The sequence below is a fragment of the Pseudomonas sp. TH34 genome, assembly GCF_016650865.1.
Taxonomy (GTDB): Bacteria; Pseudomonadota; Gammaproteobacteria; order Pseudomonadales; family Pseudomonadaceae; genus Aquipseudomonas; species Aquipseudomonas yamanorum.
The window spans coordinates 19,718-46,183 of sequence record NZ_JAEKFB010000014.1 but is presented as its reverse complement, the minus strand read 5'-3'; the positions used below and the strand labels follow the sequence as shown (position 1 = coordinate 46,183).

Genomic DNA, 26,466 nt, shown 5'->3' with positions numbered 1-26,466 from the left:
GGCAACCCACCGTCAAGATCGAGGCCGCCCTTGGATTACTTCGCTGCGTTAACCGCCTTTGTCGAAGCCGCCGAGGGCAATAACTTCTCCCGCGCCGCCGACCGGCTTGGCATCAAGGCCTCCACGGTTTCCCGTTACGTGAAGGACCTTGAACAGGACCTCGGCATCGCCCTGTTCAACCGCTCTACACGCACGCTGCACCTGACTGAGGGAGGCCAGACGTTTCTGATGCACGCACGCCGGGTACTGGATGAACTCGAACAAGCCAAGGCCGCCACCTCCGCACTGAACGAACAGCCACGCGGCGTGCTCAAGCTCAACCTGCCGCCCGCCTTTGCCCGCCACCATGTCCTTCCCACCTTGAATGCCTTCCTGGCCCGCTACCCGCAGATCAAGCTGGAACTGGTGCTGGACGACAGCCACGTCAACCTGATTCATGCCGGTGCGGACTTGGCGATCCGTATTGGAACCCTGGCGGATTCCACGTTGAAGGCACGCAAGATCTGCGATGAGCGCTACCGGCTGGTGGCCAGCCCGGGGTTTTGCCGGGAATATCCGGCGCCCTCCGTTCCTTCGGGACTGGCGGCGCTGCCGGTGATTCTGGGGAGAGATATCGCGGCGGATATCGCGTTTGCCAACGGGCATGAGCTGTCGCCGCTGTTGCATAAAGACGCTATCCGCATCAACGACCTCGACGCACAGCTGATCGCCGCACAACAAGGCCTGGGGTTTGCCTTGCTGCCTGACTGGCTGGTGGCCAAGGCTGTTGAAGCCGGCGAGTTGGTGGTGTGGTTGCCGGAGTGGACTGTCCGGATCGCCGGCCGCGAACCGGCGGTGTGGTTCGTCTATCCACCCAAGCGCATCGTGTCTTCCAAAGTGCGATGCTTCATCGACTTTATCGTCGAGCAGCTGGGCGAAACACCGCACTGGAAACGTCTCAACTGAAGCGGATATCCAGCGACCGCAGATAGGTTTGCAGCCCGGCGTCCTGGATCGGAATCAGGAAGGCTTCCGTGTCGGACTCGTTGAAGTGGGCATGCCAGTAGCCTGGCGGGGTGACGAACGCCAGGCCAGGCGACCAGTCGACCCGCACCGGGTTGCGGATCTGCCCATCGGCGTCCAGTTCGGTGCCCACCAGCGAGTAGCAACCCTTTGGGCAGTCGATGATGAAATCCAGCGCAATCGATTGGTGCCGGTGAGGCTTTTGAATCGACCCGGCCGGCAGGATGCCGTACATCGCCCACAGCACATGGGTCACGGTTCGGGTCTGCGGGAAGTTGCGATTGCCCAGCAGGATGCTGATACGGCTGCGGTCCTGGGCGCGGGGATCATCGGCCGCTTCACGCAGCTTTGCGTTGGCCAGTTCTGCGGGATACAGCGTCGGTACGAAGCGATCGGTACTGCGGGTCACACCCAGGTAACGCAACAGCGGCTCATCGTGGACGTAGTACAGCCGCGCATCCTCAGATGCACTGAACTGCGCTTGCTGCAGGCCTGGCAGCGCGATGAAGCAGCCTTTGGTCCAGTCGATGCGGTGCTCGCCATGGACCACAACGCCCTGCCCCGCAATGACATAAAACACTTGTGAGGTGGCATTGGGTTTCAGCTCCAGCGTGTCGCCTGCGTTCAGGCGCATGAAGTTCGCACACAGCCCCGGCCCGGTCGCCGGGCCTTCGCAGCCCAGTGCCTCGCTGAGGTCCAGCGGGACCACCCGGGACGGGCCGCTGTCATACAGCGAGGCCGGAAAGCTGTGGTAGGGAATGCGAGTGATCAGGTTGGCGCTGATGGGGTTCGCGGCCTTGCTGTATTCGAAGTACTCGGCGTCGAGCAGGTGCAGGGGTTGGGTATCGGTCACATCAGGCTTGAATTCGCTATTCATTATGATCACCTCAATCTACGGCTGGATTTCGCAACGGCCCATGGGGCGCTGCGGCGGTGAAAGCACTATAGGCATTCGGCGGTGGTGAATTAATCCCTTATGCTGCACAGCAGTTATGCGAAATGGGGCAGGCTCCCGTCTGCCTGACGGCCTTATCAATGCTATAGAGTGAGATCAAATTGGCTTTACTGGACTTCTCTGAAATCCCGCCCTCGAAGTCGCCCTCAACGGATGTCGACGCGTTTGAAAAGTTCGCCAGGGACTTCTTCGTGACTATTTTTTCAGCGGTCGTTGAGAAGACTGTAGGTCGCGGGCCAGATGATGGTGCCGATCTCGTGATCCGTGTGGGCGCCGAGCGCTGGCTTGTCAGTTGCAAAAACTACACAAACGGCTCTGTTCCGCGCAGTGCCGAGGACTCACCTCTCGGTGATATGCAGCAATGGGGTTGCCAGAAATTCATCGGCTTTTATGCTCCGGCCCCTTCCTCCGGGCTAGAGGCAAAACTGCGGCAAACGAAAGATAACAACCCGTCGTTCAACTATCAGATATTTGACAGTGATGATATCGAACGACACTTGATCTCCACCGTAACTTCCGCCGGTTGGATCCTTGCGTTTCGCTGGTTTCCAAGAAGTTATCCCAGAATTGCGAGTTCGCTGGTCTTGCCGGTTGCTGAATTTGGACCAGAGCACGTCCTGACAGAGCCCGGCGCTTCGCGGATTGCGGGGTTGCATACGACGGTGAGGTATTGCGAAGACAATCTTGAAGCGGCCAATGCGGCCGCAGAAGATTTGGTGTCGTTCGCTAACGAGTTAGCTACTGAAAAAGCGTTTTCTTCCATATTCATGGAGCGTATCAAGGAATTCTGCCTGGTGGTTCCTGGTTCGTTTTTGCGCCCGGCATTTGTGGCTGACGATGCCGTCTGCGCCCAAGACCTGTATCCAAGTTGGGACATAGACCTGATCAGAACTATCTGTACGTCGAGAAACCGCTACGGTCTGAAAAGCTTGTGTGTGGTGTGGTCTTTCTGGAGCCTGAACCTTGCCCAGGCCGTCTATTGTTACGGCAGGACACTGATCGATAAAGACGTGGATATTTCAAGCCACGTCGATGAGGTGTCTCCGGGGGATTTCGCGCAGGCCGTGGCCAACTATGAAAAAAGCCCGGGCGCCGCCTATCGAGTGCGTGGCTTGCGAGATGCGCTCTCACTGGCTGACATTACTTCCTCCGGCCGAACCGCCGAGCGAGGCTACTTCGCCTCCTTGTTGTGTTTTTTCCCTTCAGGATTAAGTGCGGGTATTTCCAGAGAGTATGCGTTGACGATGTTGGCGATGGCGCTGGATGAAGAGCAGCAACTTACCCGGTCTATCAGAACGCTGGTAGCGTCGTTCGACGCTGACGATCAAACCTACGTGGAAGCCAGGGGCGTCAACTTGCATGAACTACTGATTTCAGTGAACGTTATTGATACTGACTATTTTGAAAAAGTTCCTCGGCTGGATCCTCTGCTGAAATGTGCCTCTACCCGCTTTACCGAAACCTGGATACCCGCGGGCCCGGTCAACGCTTCAGTCGCCGAGGCGCTAGGCTTTCGCTGAAAGCAAGCAAGATGAAAGTCATGAACTTTTTTATACGTTGTGAACTTAATCCAATATAAAAAATCCGCCGCAGAGACTGCGGCGGCAAACCAAAGGATTTTGTCGAAGCAGAGCGGCTAAGACAGGGTTAAAACTACAGCAGCGTGCGCGCATGCGTAGTGAATTTTAATTAATCGAGTTTAATCGTTCCTTCACTGGTTCTTTACGGCCAGCCAGTTAAACATTCGCCGTAGCGCAGAGGCCGGCGACGGGTCTTCTCAGTTTGATCGAAAAAGCAGCAGTAGCGCGATGATCACAAACAGAGCACCGCACATACACATCAACCCATTGATTTTGGTATTCATCGCTTCAGCGTTTTTGACGATTGCATCCAGTTGGCTTGTGTAGTCGATGCGCGTTTGTTGCGTATTCGACTCGGCAGGTTTGGGATGGTCGTTGGAACTTACTTCAGCGTGTGCAGCAATGAGGCTGCCCCCAGCGCCACCGCAAGCGATGGTGATCATGAGCTTGAACATCTCGACTTTTTGGTTTTCAACAGATTGCCAGAGTTCTTTCCCCTCAAGCAGAGGAAAGTACCTTGGCAAGTACAACAGCTGAAAAAAGACGGCCAAACCGATCAAGATCACCCCTTTTATGAATCGGTCCTGCGAGCATCCAACTACCCCCACGAGTAACATCAGGCTGGCCAGGATCATGCCCGTCGAACCATAGACTTCCCGTTGAGAAAACGGGGCTCCAATGAGTCCGACTACAGCGAATCCGATCAACAAACGGTTAAAGATTTTATGCCGCCGATTTGCATCGACTTCCGGAAACACAGAGGAATATTTAAGCATGTCAGGGTCGCTTCCTTGCAATCGTGTTGAGATAGCTGGTAAGTCTAACGGTTTTTAGCGACGTTCAATTAAACTGGCATCAACTTCTATCACTTAAAGAAAGAGCCCCAATGTCCAACCACGACCTCGCCTTCACCCCCGACCTCGACCCGGATTCCATCTCCTCAGACGTCATCGGCTTCAACGGTATTCTCGTCTCCACGCAAATCCCTACCCGCGCCGACGGCAGCCTGGAGCTTGGCGACATCACCCTGCAAAGCGAATGCACCCTGCAAGCCCTCAAGGTTGCGCTCGAACGTGCCGGCAGTTCGATTGACCGGGTCATGCACCTGACCATCTACCTGACCGACATGGCCGACCGCGCCGCGTTCAACGAAGTCTACAAACGCTACTTCGCCAAGCCTTGGCCGGTGCGCGCAGCAGTGGGCGTGGCGGCGCTGGCTGTCGAAGGCATGCGGGTGGAAGTCACGGCGATGGCCGCCAAGGGCTGAGCCAAACGCTCTATATCAACCAACGATGATCAAATGTGGGAGCTGTCGAGCCCCAGCGAGGCTGCGATGGGATCGCCTCGGTGTCACTGATACACCGCGGTGTCTGCATCGCGGGCAAGCCCGGCTCCCACCGTTGAATGCATTCCAATTTGGGAGCACGCGTAGGCTTGATAGATGTCGATAGCGCATTTCGCAGCTACAATGCCCGCCTCCGTGACAAGCCTGACTAAAAAACTATGTCCTTGCCCAAGCATCACCTGGAATTGCTCAGCCCTGCCCGCGATGTTGCCATCGCCCGCGAGGCCATTCTGCATGGCGCCGACGCCGTGTACATCGGCGGCCCGAGTTTCGGCGCGCGCCATAACGCCTGCAACGACGTGAGCGATATCGCGCAGTTGGTGGAGTTCGCCCGGCGCTACCATGCGCGGGTGTTCACCACCATCAACACGATCCTGCACGACAACGAGCTGGAGCCGGCGCGCAAGCTGATCCACGAGCTTTACGATGCCGGCGTCGACGCGCTGATCGTCCAGGACCTGGGGGTGATGGAGCTGGATATCCCGCCCATCGAACTGCATGCCAGCACCCAGACCGACATCCGCACCCTGGGCCGGGCCAAGTTCCTCGACCAGGCCGGGTTCTCGCAACTGGTGTTGGCCCGTGAGCTGAACCTGCAAGAGATCCGGGCGATTGCCGATGAAACCGATGCCGCCATCGAGTTCTTCATCCACGGTGCCTTGTGCGTGGCCTTCTCCGGCCAGTGCAACATCTCCCACGCCCAGAATGGCCGCAGCGCCAACCGCGGCGATTGCTCCCAGGCCTGCCGCCTGCCCTACACCCTCAAGGATGACCAGGGCCGTGTGGTTGCCTTTGAAAAGCACCTGTTGTCGATGAAAGACAACAACCAGAGCGCCAACCTGCGCGCCCTGGTGGATGCCGGCGTGCGTTCGTTCAAGATCGAAGGCCGCTACAAGGACATGGGTTATGTGAAGAACATCACCGCCTATTACCGTCAGCGCCTGGACGAGATTCTCGAAGACCGCCCGGACCTGGCTCGCGCCTCCAGCGGCCGCACCGCGCATTTCTTCCTGCCGGACCCGGAAAAGACCTTCCACCGTGGCAGCACCGACTACTTCGTCACCGACCGCAAGGTCGACATTGGCGCCTTCGACACCCCAACCTTTACCGGCCTGCCGGTGGGTGTGGTGGAGAAAGCCGGCAAGCGTGACTTGCAAGTGGTCACCCATGAGCCGCTGTCCAATGGCGACGGCCTCAATGTGCTGATCAAGCGCGAAGTGGTGGGTTTCCGCGCGAACATCGCCGAGCCAAAAGGCGAGTTCGAAGAAGACGGTGAGAAGCGCTACCGCTACCGCGTCGAGCCCAATGAGATGCCGGCCGGCCTGCATCAACTGCGGCCGAATCATCCGTTGAACCGCAACCTGGACCATAACTGGCAGCAGGCGTTACTGAAGACCTCCGCCGAGCGCCGTATCGGCGTGTCGTGGGCGGCTCGCCTGCAGGAAGACCGCCTGGAACTGACCGTCACCAGCGAAGAAGGCATCAGCGCCAGCGTTGCCCTGCCCGGCCCGTTTGGCGTGGCCAACAAGCCGGAACAGGCCCTGGAAACCCTGCGCGACCTGCTGGGCCAACTGGGCACCACCCAGTACCACGCCACCGCGATCGAGCTGGATGCGCCGCAGGCGTTCTTCATCCCGAATTCGCAGCTCAAGGCCCTGCGCCGTGAAGTGATCGAGGCGCTGACCGAGGCGCGTATTCAGGCTCATCCACGGGGCGGCCGCAAGGCGGAAACCACGCCGCCGCCGGTGTACCCGGAATCGCACCTGTCGTTCCTGGCCAATGTCTACAACCAGAAGGCTCGCGACTTCTATCACCGCCATGGCGTGCAACTGATCGACGCGGCGTACGAAGCTCACGAAGAAACCGGCGAAGTGCCGGTGATGATCACCAAGCACTGCCTGCGTTTCTCGTTCAACCTGTGCCCTAAACAGGCCAAGGGTGTGACGGGGGTGAAGACCAAAGTGGCACCGATGCAGCTGATCCACGGCGACGAAGTGCTGACGCTGAAGTTCGACTGCAAGCCTTGCGAGATGCACGTGATCGGCAAGATCAAGGGCCACATCCTCGGCCTGCCGCAACCGGGCAGCGTGGTGGGTTATATCAGCCCGGATGACCTGCTCAAGACCATCCCGCGCGGCGCACACTGAGTCGCGGGTGAGCGTCATGCTACGGCGTGATGCTCACCACTGTTTTCGAACGCCACCACCAACCCCGCTGCAACCCCGCCGCCGCGAGCAAAATCGCCGCCACGCCCAGCCATTGCAACCAGCCCAGGCGATGCCCAAAGGCAATCCAGTCGACCAAGATTGCCGCAATCGGGTAGATAAACGACAGCGCGCCGGTGATTGCCGTCGGTAACTTCTGGATCGCGCCATACAGCAGCACGTACATCAAGCCGGTATGCACCACGCCCAAGGTCAGCAATGCCGCCCAAGCATCCATCGAGGCAGACAGGCTGTGCCACTGCATCAGTGGTGCCAGCAGCAAGGCGCCCGTGGTCACCTGGATCAACGCCATCAAATGCGGCGGCACTTCCTTCAAGCGCTTGATGATCAGCGCCGCAATCGCATACAGAAATGCCGCGCCCAGGGCCAACGCCACACCCATCAAATAGTCATCCCCGGTGTTTTGCTGACTGCCATGGGCGGTGACAATCGCTAGCATTCCCACGAACGCCACGCTCAACCAGGCAAGTTTTTGCACGGTGATTTTCTCCCCCAGGAACACCGCCGCCAGCATCACCAACATAAACGGCTGGACGTTATACACCGCCGTGCTGATGGAGATTGAAGCCCTGGCGTAGGACTCGAACAGCAGCAACCAATTGCCCACAATCGCCACGCCGCTGAGCATCGCCAGCCCGAGCTTGGTGTAGCTCAGCAAGTCCAGGCGCAGGTAGCCCAGCAACCCGCACACCACCAGCAGCGTCAGCGCGCCGATCACGCAGCGCCAGAACACCACTTCGACCACCGGCACACCCGACACCAGTACGAACCAGCCGATGGTGCCGGAGATGAGCATGGCGGCGACCATTTCCCATGAACCGCGACGTATGGATTTGTCCATGATTGAGCTCCTCAAGTGAGGCTCAATTATGGCAATCTGGCCGGTAGCGACTCCAGATTCTAAATAAGGCGAACCTTGCATTTCGCCTATTCTTATTAGGCAAACCTGAGCAATCGCTTTCGGAGCGACCATGATTGACAGCATTGACCAGCAACTGATCGCCGCGCTGATGGATGATTCGCGCTTGTCCCTCAAGGCCTTGGCGGGCATCACCGGCCTCTCCTCCCCCAGCGTCGGCGAGCGGCTGCGGCGCCTGGAAGAGCGCGGCGTCTTGAAGAACTACACCGTGGACATTGACCCCAAGCATTTTGGCTATCTGCTGCAAGCCATCGTGCGCATCCGGCCACGTCCCGGGAAACTGCAGGAAGTGGAGCGCCAGATCCAGGCGATCCCCGAGTTCACCGAATGCGACAAAGTGACCGGCGATGACTGCTTCATCGCACGCCTGCATGTGCGCACCATGGACCAACTGGACACACTGCTTGACCGACTCAACGCTTACGCCGAAACCAACACCGCCATCGTCAAGAAAACCCCGGTAAAACGCCGGTTGCCACCACTGGGTGATTCATGATTCTGAGTCACTGATGCAGTGACTGGATCGCTATTCTGTCAACGCAGAGCGGTGTTTATGCTTGATCCACCCATTGGAACAACAGGCGTAAACACCATGTATGTCATCACCGGAATCACAGGCAAAGTCGGCGGCGCCCTCGCGCGCTTTCTCCTCAACGATCGTCAACCCGTGCGCGCAGTCATTCGCGATGCCAGCAAAGGCGCCGAATGGGCCGCCCTTGGTTGCGAGGTCGCCATCGCCAATATGGACGACGCCGCTGCCCTCACCGAAGCGTTCAAGGGCGCCACCGGCGTGTTCATCCTACCGCCATCGGATTTCGACCCGGAGCCCGGCTTCCCCGAGGCGCGCAAGGTGATTGCCGCCGTCGCCCAAGCCATCGAGGCGGCGGTACCGCAAAAAGTGGTGTGCCTGTCGACCATCGGCGCCCAGGCCGAGCACCTGAATCTGCTAACCCAACGCACCTTGATGGAACAGGCGCTAAGCGCGTTGAACGTGCCGGTGACCTTCCTGCGCCCGGGCTGGTTCATGGAAAACGCCGCCTACGACGTAGCCACGGCCCGCGAACACGGAGTGATCCACAGCTTCCTGCAACCGCTGGATAAGACCGTACCGATGATCGCCACCGCCGACGTCGGGCGCCTCGCTGCGCAATTGTTGCAGCAACACTGGACTGGCCGCCGTGTGGTTGAGCTGGAAGGTCAGAGGGTCAGCCCGAACGACATCGCCCGCACCTTGACCGAAGTGCTTGGTCGCGGTGTGACTGCACAGGTGGTGCCTCGCGATGCGTGGGAGCCGATGTTTCGTGAGCAAGGCGCGCAGAATCCAATGCCGCGCATGCGCATGATTGATGGGTTCAACGAAGGCTGGATCTGCTTTGAGCAGGCGGACGTGGTCATGGGTGAGACCACATTGCTCAAGGTGCTACGCGAACTGGCTGCCAACGTCTAAACCTGGGCTGGAGGGCTTTTTGTGGCGAGGGAGCTTGCTCCCGTTGGGCTGCGCAGCGGCCCGAAAAATCGTGGGAGCGCTTCGCCCTCCAGCGGGAGCAAGCTCCCTCGCCACAGGCTGAGTTTTCGATCAGTTACGCCCGGCAGTCACGCCGCCATCGACGGGCAACACGGTCCCGGTAATCCACGAAGCCTCACTGGACGCCAGGAACAGGATGGCCTGGGCGATATCCGCCGGTTGGCCATTGCGCCCCAGCGGGTGAAAAGCGTTGAAGGTCGGCAGCACTTCCTTGACCTGGTTTTCGTCCATGAACGTCCCATACACCGGAGTTTCCACTACGGCCGGTGCCACGGTGTTGATGCGAATGTTGGACGACGCCAGTTCAATAGCCAGGTTACGGGTCAGCGCATGCACCCCGGCGTTGGCCGCCGAGTACGCAGCCGACGGTGTAGCGCCAATGGCCTGGATCGCCCACAGGGAACCGGTCTGCACAATCACACCACCGCCACGCTGCAACATGGCTTTCGCCGCCGCCTGGGCCATGAAGAATTTGCCCTTGAGGATGGTGTCGAGAAACCAGTCGTATTCCTTGGCATCCACTTCGAGGAACGGTTTGGGGCGGAACACTCCGGCGTTGTTGACCAGGATATCCACACCACCGAAAGCCCTTACCGCTTCGTCTACCAGCGCCTGGGCAGTCGCCGGGTTGGCGATGTCGCCAGCCAACGCACGAATCGAAGTGCCGCTCGGATCGATTTCTTCAGCAGCACGCTGCAGCTTCGCGAGATCACGACCACCGATCACCACATTCGCCCCCTCCTCCACAAAACGGCGTGCGACTTCTTTACCGATCCCCGAACCGCCCCCGGTGACGATCACAACTTTGGAAGAAAACCTTTGCATGACGAATAACCCCTGAGCGTATGGTTTGCCAGCGTCTGTAGCTTGTATCGCTGGATTGCCTGCTATTCTTGCGATTCAGCGTCAGGCCAACAAACCAGATCTCTTTCGTCGCCATTAAAGAAATTCTTTAGATGAACCCACTTGGATACCTCAATGCCTTGCGTGCTTTCGAAGCAGCGGCCAGGCATCAAAGCTTCACTGCGGCGGCCGAAGAGCTGAACGTCACCTCCGCCGCCGTCGGCCAACAAGTGCGCAGCCTGGAATCCTGGCTGGGGCTGCCGTTATTCACCCGCGCCAGCAGCGGCAATGCCCGACTGTTGCTGACGGACGTGGCCCGTTCTGCGTTGCCGGATATCCGCGAGGGTTTTGATCGGTTGCGAGTGGGATTGGCACGTCTCAAGGAAGCGTCACAGAGTACCGACCTGACCGTGACGGTCAGCCCGGCGTTCGCCGGCAAATGGTTGCTCCCCAGACTGGAGCGTTTTCAGCAGTTGCATCCGGAAATCGACGTACTGCTGAACACCAACCTCAAGACCCTGGATTTCCTCACCGAGCGTATCGACATCGGCGTGCGTTATGGCGCCGGTAATTGGCCTGGATTAGCAGCGATCAAGTTGATGGATGAAGACCTTTTTCCCGTCTGCTCCCCGAACTATCCAGCGCTGGCGGACGGCAAGCTCAGCCTGGAAGCGCTCGCACAGTGCACGCTGATTCACGACCTTTCGATGGCCGGCGACCCCAGCTTCCCAAGCTGGCGAACCTGGCTGGACGCGATGGAGCAAACGGGAACGGATGCCAGCCACGGGCTGCGTATCAACAACTCAGCGGCCGTGGTACAGGCCGCGATCGAAGGACAAGGCATCGCGTTGGGCCGCAGCGTCATGGTGCGCGACGACCTGGCATCCGGGCGTCTGATCCGGCCGTTTGGCGAAGTCAAAAGCGCCGTGGCCCTCGCCTACTACGTGGTCTACCGGCCAGAGTGCGGCGAGCTGACAAAAGTCCAAGCGTTCCGCGACTGGATATTGACCGAGACTGCTACATAGATCGCAGACAACTGGTTTTTTCAGATAAACCGAGGTGATGCCATCGCAGGCAAGCCAGCTCCCACAGTTGACCGTGCCCGCTTTAGCTTTTGATTTGGCTTTTGCTTCACCACACTCAAGCCGGCCGGTAGGCCGCTGTGCTCTTGATCTGCTTTTGATCTTGATCTTAGGCGCCCCGTTAAACCACGCTGGCCGAACGCAGGCTTTGGAGCGTGGGTAACCTGGCAGGACGCCAGGTTAGCCGTCCTGGGCCATGGATGGCCCATGACGGCGGCCCACGGTCCAAAGCCGGAGTGAGGGCACACCGAGCCTGGGCGAGGTGCCGAGTGGTGGGGCAAGAGCGTTTTGCTTACTTTTGCGCTTTTCAAAAGTGAGCCGCTGTAAGAGCGGAACCAATAGCAGCCGTTACCCAAATAACGGATATACACCCAAAACTTAGCTAATCGTGCAAAGCCTTAGCCGCCCCCAACAGCCCCTGAAACTTCCGATAACGTGCCTGCAACACACCCGCTTGAGCACCATCCGGAAAAAACCGCGCCTTCACCGGCATCCCCGCCTGCAACAGCGCCCCACCCCGCCCAATCGCCACAAACCCCAACTTCGCCGCACCAATACACGCCCCCAACTCACTGCCATGCAACGTATAGATCTCCCGCCCAAGAATATTGGCCAGCAACTGCGCCCAATACTCACTGCGGGCCCCACCCCCACCAACGCACAAGCCCCCACCGAGGCCCCGGCCGACTGCACCGCACTCAGCGCATCCAACAAACCGAACCCAACCCCCTCCATCACCGCATAACCCAACATGGCCGGCGTGCAATCATGCCCCAGATTCATAAACCCACCCCGCAACAGCGGGTCGTTATGAGGCGTACGCTCCCCCGCCAAATACGGCAAAAACAACGGATTGGAAACCGGCACAACCTGCCCGATCGGCAACTCGGCCTGCACCCGATCTAACAACGCCTGCTCATCAACCGACCCCGTCAACCGCGTCACCCAACGCAAGCAACTGGCCCCGGCCAACATCGCCCCCATGGTGTACCAACGCCCAGGCAACGCATGACAAAAACTATGCACCGCACTCGCCGGATTCCCCGCCGAGTGACCAGTAATCGCCACGATGGCCGCACTCGTCCCCAACGTGATAAACGCATCACCCGCATTCACCCCCCAATGCCCACCGCCGCCACCGGGTTGTCCCCGCCACCGCCAGCAATCACCAGGCCCTCAGCCAAGCCCAGTCGCCCCGCCGCCGCAGCATTCAAACAAACGCTGGCCGCGCCGCCTTCCACCAGCCGTGGCATCTGCGCCAACCGCAAACCCGTGGCCTGCAGCATCGGTTCAAACCATTCCCGGTTGGCCACATCCAGCCACAACGTCCCCGCACCATCAGACACATCACTCACGCGCTCACCACTCAAGCGCAAACGCAGATAGTCCTTGGGCGACAGCACGCAATCAATGGCGCTGAATACCGCCGGCTCATGCTCCTGCAACCACAGCAGCTTGGGCGCCGTGAGACCGGCCATCGGCAAGCTACCGGTGATGCCGGCAAACTCACGGCCCAACGCTTCAGCCTGGGCCATGGCACGGGAGTCATCCCAGAGAATCGCCGGGTACAACACCCGGTCGTCTTGCCCCAGCAATACCGCCCCGTGCATCTGTCCGGACAAACCGATGCAGCCGACACGGCCATAGGCATCCGGCTGATCAATGCGCAGTTGGTCCAGGGCCTTCAGGCACGCTTGCCACCAGTCCTCAGGCGCCTGCTCGGACCAGCCTGTGTGCGGGCGCGAGACCGTCAGCCGCGCCCCCGCATGAGCGAGGACGCGGCCTTGCTCGTCCATCAGGATCGCCTTGAGTTCCGAGGTGCCGAGATCAATGCCAAGGGAAACCGGGTTGTTCATATCAGGGGCAGCCGCATGAATTACGAATCTTCAGGGTGGGCGCGAGCCGCACGCTGTGTGTTTTACGCTTGGGCGACGCCATGCGCTCAAGCAGCAGGTTGACCGCACGGGCGCCCAGTTCCTGGACCGGCTGCGCGATCAGGGTCAGGCGCGGCACAAAGAAATCCGCCCATTCAAAATCATCGAAACCCACCAAAGCCATTTGCCCGGGCACATCGATATGCGCATCGCGCAACGCATGCATCGCACCGAGGGTCATCAGGTTGTTGCCCGCCATGATCGCCGTGGGCGGTGTGTCCAAGGCCAATAACTGCGCCGTCGCTTGCCGTGCAGGTTCGCTGCTCGACCCACCATTGACCAGCAACTGCGGATCAAACGGTAACCCCGCCGCAAGCAACGCGGCTTGATACCCGGCCACGCGCTCACTGGAAGTGCCCAGCCCCGCCCGCCCGGAAATAAAGCCGATCCGCCGGTGGCCGTGCCCGATCAAGTGCGCCACCAAAACCTGGGTCGACAAGGTGTTTTCCACCCCGACCTGATCGAAACGGTCGCTCATCATCCGGTCCACCAGCACTGCGGGTACTTCATTGGCCTGCAAGTACTCCAGGGCCAGGGAACCGGTAGACGGCGCCAGCAGAATGCCGTCCACCCGTCGATGGTGCAGCGTCGTAACCACCCGCAACTCCTGCTCGGGATCGTCGTGGGTATCGACAAACAGCATCATGTAGCCGTGTTTGGCGCACTCGGTTTCAATCGCGTGCACCGTTTCACTGAAGTAGTGGTTGGACAGCGCCGAGATCGCCACGCCAATGGTATTGGTGGTGGATCGAGCCAGGGAGCGCGCCAGCGTGTTGGGGATGTAGCCCAACTGCCGGATCGCGCTCTGCACCGCTTGCACCGTGTCCGGGCTGACCTTGCGGGTGCCGTTCAAGACGTGGGAAACCGTCGACGTCGACACCCCTGCAATTCTTGCCACATCCTCCATGGTTGCCACGGTGCTCACTCCTGGGTTCTTTTAATGTTTGCTGGACCAACCGCTATAGGAACCGACGTTGTCGCGGGTGATCAATTTTGGCGCCAGCAGGGTAACCGCTTCGGCGGGTTGTTTGTCATTGAGAATGTCATTGCCGACGTTGACGGCCGTCTGGGCCATGGCCCATGGGTCCTGACTGGCAGAGGCCTGGATCAGGGTGTCGGTCTTCAGGGCATTCTCGATGTCCGGCGCGCCGTCCACGGAGGTGATGATGATGCCGCTGCGTTTCAGCTGCTTGGCCGCCAGGTCGCTGCCGATGGCTTGCGGGTCGTTGATCGCGAACAGGCCGTCGATTTTCTGGAAGCGGGTCAGGTAGCCCTGCATCACGTTCAAGCCGCCTTCGCGGGAGCCTTTGCCGTCCTGGTCATCAGACAGCACCTTGATATCCGGCGCACTGGCCAGCGCAGCTTTACAGCCTTTGACGCGATCGGTCACGGCGGTGACCTGCGGGCCATTCTGGATAATCACGTTGCCCTTGCCCGACAGTTTGTCGACGATGAACTGGCAGGCGAGCTTGCCGGCTTCGACGTTGTCGGTCTGCACCGTGGCATTCACGCCCTTCGCATCGACGTCCACCGCCACCACCACGATCCCGGCGTCACGGGCTTTCTTGATCGCCGAGGCCATGGCCGACGGGTCGACGGCGTTGAGCAGGATCAGGTCGACCTTGGACGAGATGAAGTTGTCGATCTGCGAGAACTGCTTGCTCAGGTCGTAGTCAGCCGACACCGAGGTGACCTTGACCGCCGGGTTCAGCTCCTTGGCCCGGGCCGTGGCACCGTCGGCCAGGGTCACGAAATACGGGTTGCCCAGGGAACCCGTGCTGATGCCAATGGCTTTCAGTTCACGGGCCTCCACGGCTTGGGACATCAACACGGCAACGCCCAGGGAGGCGACAACAGGAAACATGCGTTTGAAGTTCATGATGACTCTCTTGTGATTGTTGTTTGAGTGAAATCAGGTCCGCGCACCGGACTGGCGATAGCGATCCAGCGCTACGGCGCCAATGATCACGATGCCCTTGATGATGTACTGCCAGATATCCGAGACGCCCAGCAGCACCAGGCCGTTGGTCAATACCGCGATGATCAGGGCACCAATCAGCGTGCCGCCGATGGTGCCGACGCCGCCGGTAAAACTGGTGCCGCCGAGGATCACCGCGGCAATCGCATCCAGCTCATAGGATTGCCCCAGTTGCAGGCCATTGGCGGCGAACAGGCGTGACGCGCTCATCACCGCGCCGAGGCCGGCTAGGGCACCGGACATGGCATAGACGAACAGCAGGACTTTCCACACCTTGATCCCCGACAACCGCGCCGCTTCCGGGTTGCCACCCACGGAGTAGATCTGCACCCCCATCACCGTGCGCCGCAGGATGAACCACGACAATGCGATGACGGCCACGGCGATGATCACCAGCCACGGCACGCCCAGCACCGAGTCGTTGCCGATAAACGCGAATGGCAGGTCCGGGTTGAATACGGTTTTGTCGTCGGCCAACAGGCGTGCCAAGCCGCGCATGGCCGTCAGCGCACCGAGGGTGACGATAAACGGCGGCAGGCGCATGAAGGCGATCAGGCCGCCATTGACCAGGCCCAGCAACAGGCCGAAGCCAACCCCGGCGGCAATCCCGAACATGCCGAATTGCGGCGACATCGAGGCTTGCAGCGCGACCACGGCCGAGGCCGCGAGAATCGCGCCTACCGACAGGTCGATGCCCGCCGTGAGGATCACAAAGGTCATGCCCGCCGCCAGCACCACGTTGACCGACGCCTGCTGGGTGATGATCGACAGGTTCTGCACCGTCATGAAGTTTTCGCTGGCGAGGGCAAAGCCCACCAACAGCAGCACCAACACCGGCAGCATGCCCACCGTGCGCATCAGTTCCCGAATACGCTCAGCCTTGCCGATCGTTGCCACAGTCATGGTGTTGCTCCCGCTCGTAGTTGAATTAGCCATGGGCGGCCACCTGCTCGCTGCCGGTGGCGAGGTCGATGATCGCCTCCTGGGAAATATCCAGCCCCGATGCCCCGCCCACTTCGGCTACCAATTGCCCTTCGCGCATGATCAGCACGCGGTCGCAGGTGCCGATGATTTCCGGCAACTCGCTGGAGATCACCACGATGCCTACGCCGGCCTTGGCCAACTGATTGATGATGCGGTAGATCTCGGATTTGGAGCCGATGTCCACGCCACGGGTGGGTTCGTCGAGGATCAGCACATGAGGCTTGACCTCCAGCAGCCGGGCCAGCAGCACCTTCTGCTGATTGCCACCGGACAAGCTGCCGACATTGACCTTGCCCGACGCCACGCGGATCGACAGGGACTTGATTGCATCGCGTGAGCGTTGTGCCGCGTGGCCACGGTCGAGCACCCCACCGGCATGGGCATCCGGCACACAGGCACAAACGTTGATGTTGTCGGCCACGCTCATGTCGAGAAACAGGCCCTGGGCCTTGCGGTCTTCGGTGAGGTACACCACGCCGGCACGAATCGCATCCGCCGGGTTGCGCAGTTGGGTCACGGTCTTGCCGACCACCTCCAGGGTGCCCGAAGTACGCGGGTCGGCCGCAAAGATCAGCCGCGCCAGTTCGGTACGGCCAGCGCCCACCAGCCCGGCAATGCCCAGCACTTCACCGGCGTGCAGGTCGAAACTGCAATTGCGCACGCGCTTGCCGTCGGCCATGTCGCGCACACGCATCACCACCTGGCCGGGGTCGTAGGCGGCATGTTCCTTCTTGTAGAAACCGGAAAGGTCGCGGCCCACCATCATCTTCACCAGCACCTCGGCCGACAGCACGTCCCGCGCCAGTTCGCCGACGTACTCGCCGTCCCGCAGCACCGAGACCCGATCCGACAGTTCGTAGATTTCGGCCATGCGGTGGCTGATGTAGATGATCGCCAGGCCTTGGCTGCGCAGCTGTTTGATCAGCGCAAACAGGCGGTCGGTTTCCCGGGAAGACAGCGGCGTGGTGGGCTCGTCCATCACCAGGATTTTCGCGTGGGCATGCAGCGCCCGGGCGATTTCTACCAGCTGACGCTCGGCGATGGACAGGCTGGCGACGCGGGTGGTGGGCAGGAACTCCGCGCCGAGCCTTGCCAGCACTTCAGCCACCCCGGCTTCCATGCCCTTGCGGTCGATGGTCCAGCCACGGCGCAGTTCACGGCCCAGGTAGATGTTCTCGGCCACCGTGAGGTTCGGGCACAGGCTGAGTTCCTGGTAGATCACGGCAATGCCAAGGGCTTTGGCGGAGGCTGGGTTGTAACTGGCGACAGGCTGGCCATCGATGAGGATGGTGCCGCCGTCATCGGCCTGGTAGGCACCGGAGAGGATTTTCATCAAGGTCGATTTGCCGGCGCCGTTCTCACCCATCAAGGCGTGGATTTCACCGGGGTAGACCTTCAGGCTGACGTTCTTGAGCACCCGCAGGCCGTTGAAGGTCTTGCTGATGCCCTGCATTTCAAGCAAGGGTTCAAGGCTCATGACTGAGCTCCTGGTTTTATTATTGTTGTGTTCAAGCGTTTGCCGATGACAGCCATCGGCAGACCTGACTGCTGCCGACTCTAATCAGATATATTTGCTTACGCAAGCGCTTGCGTCAGCCGTTTATCGCTTGATTAAACGTTTCACCTGATGAATAAATGTTCAATCGGCGATCTGGACCGGTTAAGCGCACACAAAATCGCGCCTTGTTCATCGGAATCTATCCAGTTGGGTGATTTTTCGAAAAAGGCACTGCTTTTGGCCACCGCACCCCCTGTGGTTTGCTGTTAATCTGCTATCGTCCAAAGACATCATCTCCTCCTCATCGTGCCTGCGCGATCTTCTGTGAGCATGCTCTGCGGCGCTGCGTTTGGGCAGCGTCAGGCCTCAAGCTCACGGAACACGTCACGATGGACAATTCTTCAGCCGACAGCCCCATCGAGCCGCAATCCCGGGCCGAGAAAATCGTCGAATTCAAACGCCAGAAAGCCCTGCTCAAGACCGGCGCGCTGCAAGACGCGATCTTCAACAGCGCCTACTTCTCCAGCATTGCCACCGACGAAAAAGGCGTGATCCAGATCTTCAACGTCGGCGCTGAACGCATGCTCGGCTATGCCGCCGCCGATGTGCTGAACCGCGTCACACCGGCCGACATTTCCGACCCCGCCGAGCTGATCACCCGCGCCGCCGCCCTCAGCCTGGAACTGGACACACCGATCACGCCCGGCTTCGAAGCCCTGGTGTTCAAGGCTTCCCGGGGTATTGAGGACATCTACGAGCTGACCTATATCCGCAAGGACAACAGTCGCCTGTCGGCGATGGTCTCGGTCACCGCCCTGCGCAACCGCAACGACGCGATCATCGGCTACCTGCTGATCGGCACCGACAACACCGCACGCAAGCAGGAAGAGGCACAACGCAAAGGCTTTGAGCGTGCCCTCGAAGAGAAGAACCTGGAGCTGGAACACGCCAGCCACATGAAGTCCGAATTCCTCGCCACCATGTCCCACGAGTTGCGCACGCCGCTGAATGCCGTGATCGGTTTTTCCGAGGCGCTAAAGGACGGCCTGGTGGGCGACATGAGCGATATCCAGCGCGAATACATTGGTGACATCTTCACCAGCGGCCAACACTTGCTGTCGCTGATCAACGACATCCTCGACCTGTCCAAGGTCGAGGCCGGGATGATGGACCTGGAACTGGAGGCCGTGGAGCTGGCAGGGTTGTTGGCCAACAGCCTGCTGATCGTGCGGGAAAAGGCCGCGCTGCAACGCATCCAGTTGAAACTTGAATGCCAGGACGACTTCGGCACCCTGGAACTCGACCTGCGCAAGACCAAGCAGATCATCTACAACCTGCTGGCCAATGCGGTGAAGTTCAGCGAGCACGGCGGCTCGGTGACCCTGTCAGTGCGCGAGGTGAGTCGTGCACAAGTCGGGCAGGTTCCTGGCGACTGGCCCACCTATGGTTTTGCCCTGCAACCCAGCGAGCACCAACAGTTCCTGGAATTCAGCGTCAGCGACACCGGCATCGGTATCGCCCGGCACGACATGAGCAAGCTGTTCAAGGCTTTCAGCCAGATCGACAGTAGCCTGGCGCGCAAATTCGAAGGTACGGGTCTGGGCCTGGCGATGGTCAAGCAACTGACCGACCTGCACGGCGGCAGTGTCGCCGTGGCCAGCCGCGAAGGTGCCGGCGCGCGATTTGTGGTGTGGCTGCCACTGCACCGCGCTGCGGATGCGGAGGCCCCATGGCCGAAATCCTGATCGTCGAAGACAACGAAGCCAACATGCGCCTCGCCCGCTTGCTGCTGGTAAACGCCGGCCACAGCGTGTTGTGGGCGGCCGATGCCGAGACCGGGTTGACCCTGGCCCGGGAAAAACAACCGGCGCTGATCCTGATGGATATCCAGTTGCCCGGCATGGACGGCCTGGCGGCCACGTCACTGCTCAAGCAGGACCCTCACACCGCCCACATCCCGGTGATCGCCCTGACCGCCATGGCCATGAAGGAAGACCGCGACAAAACCCTGCGGGCCGGCTGCGATGCCTACATCATCAAGCCACTGCGCTACAAAGAGCTGTACCAGGTAATCGATACGCTGCTGCAAAAGAACATTACGCCTCCGACTTGAGTCCTCTCCATGGCCAGCCAACCCGCAACGCTCTTGATCGTCGATGATGAAATCCAGGTACGCAAGCTGCTGGAAACCCTGCTGCGTCACGAGGGTTACCAGACCGTGAGTGCCGCCAGTGGTGAAGAAGCCTTGCAGTTGGTGGCGCAACGGCCGCCAGACTTGATCCTGCTGGACATCATGATGCCGGGCATGGACGGTTACGAAGTGGCCAACCAGCTCAAGAGCAACCAGGCCACGGCGAACATTCCGATCATCATGCTCTCGGCCCTGAGCGAATCCAGTGCGCGACTCAGTGGCCTGGAAACCGGTGCTGAAGAATTCATCAGCAAACCAGTGGAACGGGTCGAGTTGTGGCTACGGGTACGCAACCTGCTGCGGCTCAAGGCCCACGGCGATCAGTTGAAAAACCATAGCCTGTTGTTGGAGCAGCAACTTAAACACCACCAACAGGAGTCCTCGCGGTTGAATGTGCATGACCTGGCGCGCCTGGACCTTGAAAAAGCCCTGCGCCTAGCCGTCGAGCGCGAAGAATTCGTGCTGCATTATCAACCCAAGGTCGAACTGGCCAACGGTCAGGTGTGTGCCCTTGAGGCCCTGCTACGCTGGGACCGGCCCGGTTACGGTGCAGTGTCTCCGGCGGTGTTCATACCGATCCTGGAAAGCCAGGGGCTGATCGTCACGCTAGGGCGTTGGGTGATCGACAACGTGTGCCGTCAGATCGCGACCTGGCAATCCAGCGCGGTGGGTGCGGTGGAAGTGTCGGTCAACGTTTCCGGGCATCAATTGATCGAGGGCGACCTGATTGCCGATATCGCTCAATCACTCGCGAATGCCGGCGTCGAGGCCCATTGGCTGGAGGTTGAACTGACCGAAGGCTCGTTGATGGAGAACACCCAACACACCATCGCCAGCTTGCAACGCCTGCGGGCCATGGGGGTGAAGATCTCCATTGACGACTTTGGCACCGGCTATTCCAGCCTGGCTTACCTGCGGCGGTTCCCGATTGATACGCTGAAAATCGATATTGCGTTTATCCGCGAAGTCACCAGCAACCCCCAGGACGCGGCGATCACCCGCACCATCATCGAACTGGCCCACAGCCTCAAGCTGCGAGTGGTCGCCGAAGGTGTGGAAACCCAGGCACAGCTGGAGTTTCTGCGGGAAGCCGGCTGTGATCAGATCCAGGGGTATCTGTTCAGCCGGCCGCTGCCGATGAAAGAACTGGAGCGCTTGTTGCTGGAAAAACGCGGCCTGGTCAGGCCGCAGCCCCACTGACTTCGAACAGCCCCACCCGCTTCTGCAACTTGTTGGCTCTGCTTTTCTGTGGGAGCGGGCTTGCTCGCGAAAAACCTGAGAGCGCCGCGTTCATCCAGAATGCCAGCGTCATCGTTAACGACCTTCGCGAGCAAGCCCGCTCCCACATTTGGACCGTGCCCGCTTTAGGTTTTGATCTTGCTCTTCAACACTCAGCCGGCCGGGAGGCCGCTGTGCTCTTGATCTGGCTTTTGATCTTAGGTTACCCAAATAACGGATATGTACTCCCGCCTAAGGATCCAACACCCCCCCGCTGTAACCCTCAGACAACCGCGTCCCGGTAAACTTGGCCACCACCGAACCCTGTGACACCAACCGCTCCCGATGCCTCGTCACCATCCGCCCGGTTTGCGCCGCATGCAGCACCACTTCAGAATCCGGATCCCCAGGCCGCCGGATAATCCGCGCAAACCGCTCACCCTCTTCCACCTGTTCGCCCAAACCTTTTTCAAACACCAACACCCCGGCACACGGCGCCAGAATGGTCTCCATACAGCCCATGTCCACCACTTGCCCCCGCCATTGCGCAATCACCGGCGCCTCATCAATCACCCCACTGGCACAAAGCCAACCCCAGATCCCGTCACCATCCCGCCCGGCCAAGGCATCACTCACATCCGCCTGTCCACGCAATTCAATCGTCGCCGCCAACCGCGGCTTCCCGTGATCAATGATCGTCTCTTCAAACGACCCATCACCGCCCTCGTCCCAGACAATCACCACATCCACCTGCAACGCCGCCGCCAACACCTTGCCCTCAGGCCAAAAGCTGCGATGGATATACAGATACGGCAGCGCCTCATCATCAGTGTGCAGATCCAGCACCAACTCCGCATCAGCCGCCAGTTGCACCAGACTTTTCTGCCATTGCGCCAAGTTGCTCGCCGGCCGCTCCATGGCCAATGAATGATCAAACGCCCGATTAAAGTTCTGCCCGGTGGCCTCATGAAACCGCCCCAACAACCGCCCCTGGCGAAACTGCCCAATGCCAAACGGATTAGCCTGAGGCACCACCGTCACCGAGCCCTTGAGTCGCCCCCGGTCCTGACACGCCTGCAACCGTGGCAGCAGTTGATGCAACACCAGCATCCCGGCGATTTCATCGGCATGCACACCCGCTTGCAGGTGCACCCGAGGCCCGCTGCCGTCACCCTCGAAGCGCCAGGCGCCGATGTGCAGGGTGTTCCCGGAATCGCCGGGGACTTGCCACGAAAGGTCTTTTGCCATGCCGTTGCCCTCCTCTTGTTGGTTCTGCAGGTATATATTGAACACACGTTCAACCATCTGGGATGTGCCTGTGACCGAAGACCGTCGCGACCTGCTGATTGCCGCCACCCTCACCAGCCTCGCCCGGGACGGGCATGCCGGCATTTCGGTGCGGCGCATCGCCGCTGAAGCCGGGGTTTCGGTGGGGTTGCTCAATCACCATTTCGGCAGCATCGATGCACTGATCGCCGAGACCTATCACAAGCTGGCCAGCGAATTGACCACCGCCCTCTGGCAGGAAGTCGACCAGGCCGAGGGCCCAGCAGCGCGGCTGGATGCATTTCTCGCCGGTTCGTTTTCCTCGCGGGTGATGGACCCGAAACTGTTGGGCGTCTGGGTGGTGTTCTGGAGCTTGATCCGCCACTCGGAACACGTGAATGACTCCCATGAAAAAAGCTACCGCGCCTACCTCGAACTGATCCGTCAATTGCTCGACGACCTGGCCCAGAGCGAAGGCTTCGTGGTCCACGACACGCGCCTGGCCGCCATCGGTTTATCGGCGATGCTCGACGGACTCTGGCTTGAGTGGTGCCTCAACCCCGGCACCTTCAGCCCCGGCAACGGGCTGCACATCTGCCGCTGCTGGATACAAGGGCTGCGTCACGGAGCATTCGGCGCCGACCACGTCTTGTGACACGTGATGCCGGGCGCTGAGCATGGCCAGGGTGCCGCTGACGGCGATCAGCGCGGCGCCGAAGATCAGCGACACGTCCATCACCGTGCCCCACACCAGGCTCGACAGCAGAAAGGCCCAGATCAAGCCGGTGTACTCAAACGGCGCCAACAGCGTCGCCGTGGCCCGGCGGAAACTCGCAAACAACAGGAACTGGCCAATGCCGCCCACCAGACCGGCGCCGAGCATGCCCAGCCACGCCGGGGTCGGCGACGGTGTGTGGGTCCAGGGCAGCGTCACCGCCATGCAAATCACAAACACCACATTGGTGATCAGCATCTGCTCCAGCACCGAAGTGTTGTCGTCCACCTGGCGCAACTGGATATAGGTAAATGCCCAGCACAGCGCGGCGGCCAATGTCAGGGCGATTGGCAGCGGGTCGACCATGCTGCTGGGGCGACAGGCGATCACCACGCCGACAAAGCCGATGATCAGCGAAATCCACTGGCCGCGACTGGCGCGTTCCTTGAGGATCAGCGCCGCCAGCAGCGTGACCATGATCGGCGCGGAAAAATACAGGGTGGTCATCTCCGCCAGGGTCAGGTCCTTGGCGGCGGTGTAGTACAGCAGCCAGGCCAGCAGTGACAGCATGCCGCGGATGATCAGCAGCTTGCGGCTGACCGAGTTCCAGGCGCGTTTGAGCAAACCCAGGCGCCCGGCGATCACGCACGCGGCGACCACCACCAGGCTGCGCCAGAACAGGATGGTGAACACTGAATAGTCGGCCACCAGCCATTTGATCCCGGCGTCCTGCAACGCCAGGAACGCATAGGCCAGCGAGCACAGGGCAATCCCTTGCAACGAGCGATCGGTTTTCATCCGGCATACCTGCGCAACGGTGTGCCCCGCCGCTCGGCGACGGCATACAGGGCTTCAATCAAAAAGGTCAGGCACAGGTAGACCCCGGCCACCAACAGCAGCGGCTGGTAGATCTGCAACGTCTGGGCGCGCACCACGTTGGCGGCGCCGAGCAGGTCGACCACGGCGATGGTTGAAGCCAGTGCGGTGGACTTGAGCAACATCACCGTCTCCCCGCCAGGGTCGGCAGCAGCAGGCGCATGGCCCGTGGCAAGCGCACCCGCAACAGGGCCTGGCGCGGCGTCATGCCAAACGCCGAGGCGGCTTCCATCTCACCCTTGGGCACCGCCAGCAGGCCGCCGCGAATCACTTCACCGACGTACGCGCCCACTGACAACACCAGGGCAAACACGATGTACCAGTAACCATCCCGCAGGAACGGCCACAGGAAACTCCCGCGAATCATCGGGAACTGGGCAAACAGGCTGCCCAGGCCGTAGTAGAAAATGTAGATCTGGATCAGCAACGGCGTGCCCCGCAGCACACTGGTGTACCCCAGCGCACAGCGGGCCAGCCACTTGCGCCGTGACAGCCGCGCCAGCGCTACCAGTACCGCCAACGCGAAGCCGAGCACTGCCGAAATCACCAGCAACGACAGGGTCGTCTGCAAGCCTTTGGCGATCAGTCCTGCGTAATAACTTATCCACTCAGGCATGTGCGGCTCACTCGACAACCGGCATCCAGCGACGAATACGTCGTTCCAGGCGCCCGGAGAGGTAGTTGGAGGCCAATGTCACCAGGTAATACAAGGCGGCGGCCGTGAGGTAGAACAACAGGTAATGCCGGGTCGAGCCCGCCGCCTGTTTGGCGGTGTACAGCAGTTCGTTGGTGCCTACCACGCTGATCAGCGCGCTGTCCTTGATCAGGTTGATCCACAAATTGGACATGCCGGCCAGGGCGTACGGCGCCATGATCGGCAGGGTTACCCGACGGAACAGGCCAAAGCCGCTCAAGCCAAACGCCCGCGCCGCTTCGATCTGGCCGTGGGGAATCGCGAGGATCGCCGCGCGGAAAATCTCCGAGGCGTACGCGCCTTGCACCAGCCCCAGCACCAGGACGGCTACCAGCGGGCCGCTGATGTTGAATTGCGCAAACCCCAGCCACAGCATCAGCGCGTTGAGGCCCATGGAGCCTGCGTAGTACAGCAGCAGGATCAGCAGCAACTCGGGCACGGCGCGAAAGACTGTGGTGTAACCGCGCATCAGCAGGGCTATCGGGCGCGGTGCACTGAGTTTGGCACAGGCCACCACCAGGCCGATCAACAGCCCCACCGCAAACGAACCTGCGGAGATCTGCAGGGTCATCCATAACCCTTTGAGCAATGCATTGCCCCAGCCTTGCTCGCTGAAGTTGAGTAGATCGAACATCGCGGCTCCCTATTTCGATGACACGCAGTGACCCTGTGGCGAGGGAGCTTGCTCCCGCTGGACTGCGCAGCAGGCCCATTTTTGGGGGGCGCTTCGCACCCCAGCGGGAGCAAGCTCCCTCGCCACAAGCACTCCCTTTCTACCGGGTTAGTTTGTGTAGGGGCTGTCACATACCTTGCTGACGTACGCTGGGGTATCGGCTCTTTTGCACGGGCTGACCGACACACCAAACACGCTCTGGGACAGGTCGGCGTAGTCCTTGCTCACCAGCAACTCACCGATGGCCTTGTCCAGGCGGGCCTTGAGTTCGGTGTCCTCCTTGCGCAGGCCGGCCCCCACGCCGCGGCCGATGATCGGGTCGTAAGGCACTTCGGCGATTTCCGCCAGGCCCTGGGCTTCGGGGGTCTTGACCATCATGGCGATGGCGACACCGTCGGCCATCATCAGGTCGGTGCGCCCGGCGATCAGGTCGGCGTTGGCCGATTCCTGGGTGTCGTAGTACTTCAGGTCAGCAATGTTCTCGTAGTACTTCTTCAGGTAGTTGGCGCTGACGGTGGAGATCTGCACGCCGATGATCTTGCCCTTCAACCCCGCCGGCGTGACCTCGACGGTGGTGCCCTTGGGGCCGGCAATGCCCAGCAGCGAGTCGTAGTAGGCGCGGCTGAAAGCGATCTGTTTTTCGCGCTCTTCGGTGACCGACATCGAGGAGAAAATCACGTCGATTTTCTTCGCCAGCAACGAAGGAATAATCCCGTCCCACGCCACTTCCTTGATCTGACACTCAGCCTTCATCAAGCCGCAAAGCTTGTGGATCAGATCCACCTCAAAGCCGGACCATTCACCGTTGCCGCCCTTCACCGTGAACGGTGGGTAGGGTTCCGCCGCTACCGCGAACACGATGGGTTTCTCCGCCGCCAACGCCGTACCTGCCGCCAGCATCAACACTGCACTGCTCAACCACTTTGCCAATCGTTTGGATTTCATGATCTTGCCCCGTCTTTT

Annotated in this window: 22 protein-coding genes and 3 pseudogenes; 11 read left to right on the top strand and 14 right to left on the bottom strand. The window is 60.3% G+C overall.

Features of this window, described 5'->3' with window-relative positions:
* The first annotated feature begins 30 nt into the window (after positions 1 to 30).
* Positions 31 to 945, top strand: a complete 915-nt coding sequence (locus JFU58_RS09835) for a LysR family transcriptional regulator (RefSeq protein ID WP_201140425.1) — start codon at positions 31 to 33, stop codon at positions 943 to 945.
* On the opposite strand, the gene JFU58_RS09830 is transcribed toward JFU58_RS09835, so the two are convergent.
* Complete coding sequence (locus JFU58_RS09830; RefSeq protein WP_201140424.1) at positions 938 to 1,879, bottom strand: cupin; 942 nt, start codon at positions 1,877 to 1,879, stop codon at positions 938 to 940. The genes JFU58_RS09835 and JFU58_RS09830 overlap by 8 nt on opposite strands.
* Positions 1,880 to 2,058: 179 nt before the next feature.
* Between JFU58_RS09830 and JFU58_RS09825 the strand changes: the two genes are divergently transcribed.
* Positions 2,059 to 3,477, top strand: a complete 1,419-nt coding sequence (locus tag JFU58_RS09825) for a restriction endonuclease (RefSeq protein WP_201140423.1) — start codon at positions 2,059 to 2,061, stop codon at positions 3,475 to 3,477.
* Positions 3,478 to 3,734: 257 nt separating this feature from the next.
* Here JFU58_RS09825 and JFU58_RS09820 read toward each other — a convergent pair whose 3' ends face one another.
* Complete coding sequence (locus JFU58_RS09820; protein WP_201140422.1) at positions 3,735 to 4,313, bottom strand: hypothetical protein; 579 nt, start codon at positions 4,311 to 4,313, stop codon at positions 3,735 to 3,737.
* A 110-nt stretch (positions 4,314 to 4,423) separates the two neighbouring features.
* Here JFU58_RS09820 and JFU58_RS09815 point away from each other — a divergent pair, with 110 nt between their 5' ends.
* Entirely contained in the window at positions 4,424 to 4,804 is a 381-nt protein-coding gene (locus JFU58_RS09815) for a RidA family protein (protein WP_201140421.1), read from the top strand.
* 236 nt (positions 4,805 to 5,040) lie between these two features.
* A complete protein-coding gene (locus tag JFU58_RS09810; RefSeq protein WP_003217801.1) occupies positions 5,041 to 7,029 on the top strand; it encodes a peptidase U32 family protein in 1,989 nt (662 codons plus the stop codon).
* 19 nt (positions 7,030 to 7,048) lie between these two features.
* Here JFU58_RS09810 and JFU58_RS09805 read toward each other — a convergent pair whose 3' ends face one another.
* On the bottom strand, positions 7,049 to 7,948 hold the full coding sequence (locus JFU58_RS09805; RefSeq protein WP_201140420.1) for a DMT family transporter: 900 nt from the start codon (positions 7,946 to 7,948) through the stop codon (positions 7,049 to 7,051).
* A 130-nt stretch (positions 7,949 to 8,078) separates the two neighbouring features.
* Between JFU58_RS09805 and JFU58_RS09800 the strand changes: the two genes are divergently transcribed.
* Both JFU58_RS09800 and JFU58_RS09795 read left to right on the top strand, forming a co-directional pair.
* Entirely contained in the window at positions 8,079 to 8,522 is a 444-nt protein-coding gene (locus JFU58_RS09800) for an Lrp/AsnC family transcriptional regulator (protein ID WP_201140419.1), read from the top strand.
* Between the two features lie 96 nt (positions 8,523 to 8,618).
* Positions 8,619 to 9,473, top strand: a complete 855-nt coding sequence (locus JFU58_RS09795; protein ID WP_201140417.1) for an NmrA family NAD(P)-binding protein — start codon at positions 8,619 to 8,621, stop codon at positions 9,471 to 9,473.
* Between the two features lie 129 nt (positions 9,474 to 9,602).
* On the opposite strand, the gene JFU58_RS09790 is transcribed toward JFU58_RS09795, so the two are convergent.
* Positions 9,603 to 10,376 carry an SDR family NAD(P)-dependent oxidoreductase gene (locus tag JFU58_RS09790; RefSeq protein ID WP_201140414.1) on the bottom strand — a complete coding sequence of 258 codons (774 nt, stop codon included), beginning with the start codon at positions 10,374 to 10,376 and terminating at the stop codon, positions 9,603 to 9,605.
* A gap of 131 nt (positions 10,377 to 10,507) precedes the next feature.
* Between JFU58_RS09790 and gcvA the strand changes: the two genes are divergently transcribed.
* Positions 10,508 to 11,419: a transcriptional regulator GcvA gene (gcvA, locus tag JFU58_RS09785; protein WP_177025357.1), complete on the top strand. Its 912-nt coding sequence runs from the start codon at positions 10,508 to 10,510 to the stop codon at positions 11,417 to 11,419.
* Between the two features lie 439 nt (positions 11,420 to 11,858).
* Here gcvA and xylB read toward each other — a convergent pair.
* The 5 genes and pseudogenes from xylB to JFU58_RS09760 form a co-directional block, all read right to left on the bottom strand.
* Positions 11,859 to 13,332, bottom strand: a pseudogene (gene xylB, locus JFU58_RS09780) (xylulokinase).
* A 1-nt stretch (position 13,333) separates the two neighbouring features.
* Positions 13,334 to 14,326: a substrate-binding domain-containing protein gene (locus tag JFU58_RS09775; protein WP_201140412.1), complete on the bottom strand. Its 993-nt coding sequence runs from the start codon at positions 14,324 to 14,326 to the stop codon at positions 13,334 to 13,336.
* Between the two features lie 21 nt (positions 14,327 to 14,347).
* Positions 14,348 to 15,289 (bottom strand): ABC transporter substrate-binding protein, encoded by a 942-nt coding sequence (locus JFU58_RS09770; RefSeq protein WP_201140411.1) that lies wholly within the window; start codon positions 15,287 to 15,289, stop codon positions 14,348 to 14,350.
* 33 nt (positions 15,290 to 15,322) lie between these two features.
* Entirely contained in the window at positions 15,323 to 16,291 is a 969-nt protein-coding gene (locus JFU58_RS09765) for an ABC transporter permease subunit (RefSeq protein WP_003209708.1), read from the bottom strand.
* 25 nt (positions 16,292 to 16,316) lie between these two features.
* The gene (locus JFU58_RS09760; RefSeq protein ID WP_201140410.1) at positions 16,317 to 17,849 is read right to left on the bottom strand and encodes a sugar ABC transporter ATP-binding protein; all 1,533 of its coding nucleotides are present in this window, start codon (positions 17,847 to 17,849) and stop codon (positions 16,317 to 16,319) included.
* A gap of 410 nt (positions 17,850 to 18,259) precedes the next feature.
* Here JFU58_RS09760 and JFU58_RS09755 point away from each other — a divergent pair, with 410 nt between their 5' ends.
* Genes JFU58_RS09755 through JFU58_RS09745 form a run of 3 tightly spaced genes read left to right on the top strand, consistent with a single transcriptional unit; the run spans position 18,260 to position 21,261 of the window.
* A complete protein-coding gene (locus JFU58_RS09755) occupies positions 18,260 to 19,615 on the top strand; it encodes a sensor histidine kinase (RefSeq protein WP_177025353.1) in 1,356 nt (451 codons plus the stop codon).
* Positions 19,600 to 19,983: a response regulator gene (locus tag JFU58_RS09750; RefSeq protein WP_003209702.1), complete on the top strand. Its 384-nt coding sequence runs from the start codon at positions 19,600 to 19,602 to the stop codon at positions 19,981 to 19,983. Before JFU58_RS09755 ends, JFU58_RS09750 begins: the two co-directional genes overlap by 16 nt.
* A 9-nt stretch (positions 19,984 to 19,992) precedes the next feature.
* Entirely contained in the window at positions 19,993 to 21,261 is a 1,269-nt protein-coding gene (locus JFU58_RS09745) for an EAL domain-containing response regulator (RefSeq protein ID WP_093209876.1), read from the top strand.
* 270 nt (positions 21,262 to 21,531) lie between these two features.
* On the opposite strand, the gene JFU58_RS09740 is transcribed toward JFU58_RS09745, so the two are convergent.
* Positions 21,532 to 22,527, bottom strand: coding sequence for a succinylglutamate desuccinylase/aspartoacylase domain-containing protein (locus JFU58_RS09740; RefSeq protein WP_201140409.1), 996 nt, complete (start codon positions 22,525 to 22,527; stop codon positions 21,532 to 21,534).
* Between JFU58_RS09740 and JFU58_RS32235 the strand changes: the two are divergent.
* Positions 22,472 to 23,104, top strand: a pseudogene (locus JFU58_RS32235) (TetR/AcrR family transcriptional regulator); the annotation flags it as partial. The gene JFU58_RS09740 and the pseudogene JFU58_RS32235 overlap by 56 nt on opposite strands.
* On the opposite strand, the gene JFU58_RS09735 reads toward JFU58_RS32235, so the two are convergent.
* The 4 genes and pseudogenes from JFU58_RS09735 to JFU58_RS09720 form a co-directional block, all read right to left on the bottom strand.
* Entirely contained in the window at positions 23,060 to 24,058 is a 999-nt protein-coding gene (locus JFU58_RS09735; RefSeq protein ID WP_201140408.1) for a DMT family transporter, read from the bottom strand. The pseudogene JFU58_RS32235 and the gene JFU58_RS09735 sit on opposite strands and share 45 nt — an antisense overlap.
* Positions 24,055 to 24,752, bottom strand: a pseudogene (locus tag JFU58_RS09730) (ABC transporter permease). Before JFU58_RS09730 ends, JFU58_RS09735 begins: the two are co-directional and overlap by 4 nt.
* A 7-nt stretch (positions 24,753 to 24,759) precedes the next feature.
* Positions 24,760 to 25,464 carry an ABC transporter permease gene (locus tag JFU58_RS09725; RefSeq protein WP_063030286.1) on the bottom strand — a complete coding sequence of 235 codons (705 nt, stop codon included), beginning with the start codon at positions 25,462 to 25,464 and terminating at the stop codon, positions 24,760 to 24,762.
* 147 nt (positions 25,465 to 25,611) lie between these two features.
* Positions 25,612 to 26,448 carry a transporter substrate-binding domain-containing protein gene (locus JFU58_RS09720; RefSeq protein WP_063030288.1) on the bottom strand — a complete coding sequence of 279 codons (837 nt, stop codon included), beginning with the start codon at positions 26,446 to 26,448 and terminating at the stop codon, positions 25,612 to 25,614.
* Positions 26,449 to 26,466 lie beyond the last annotated feature (18 nt).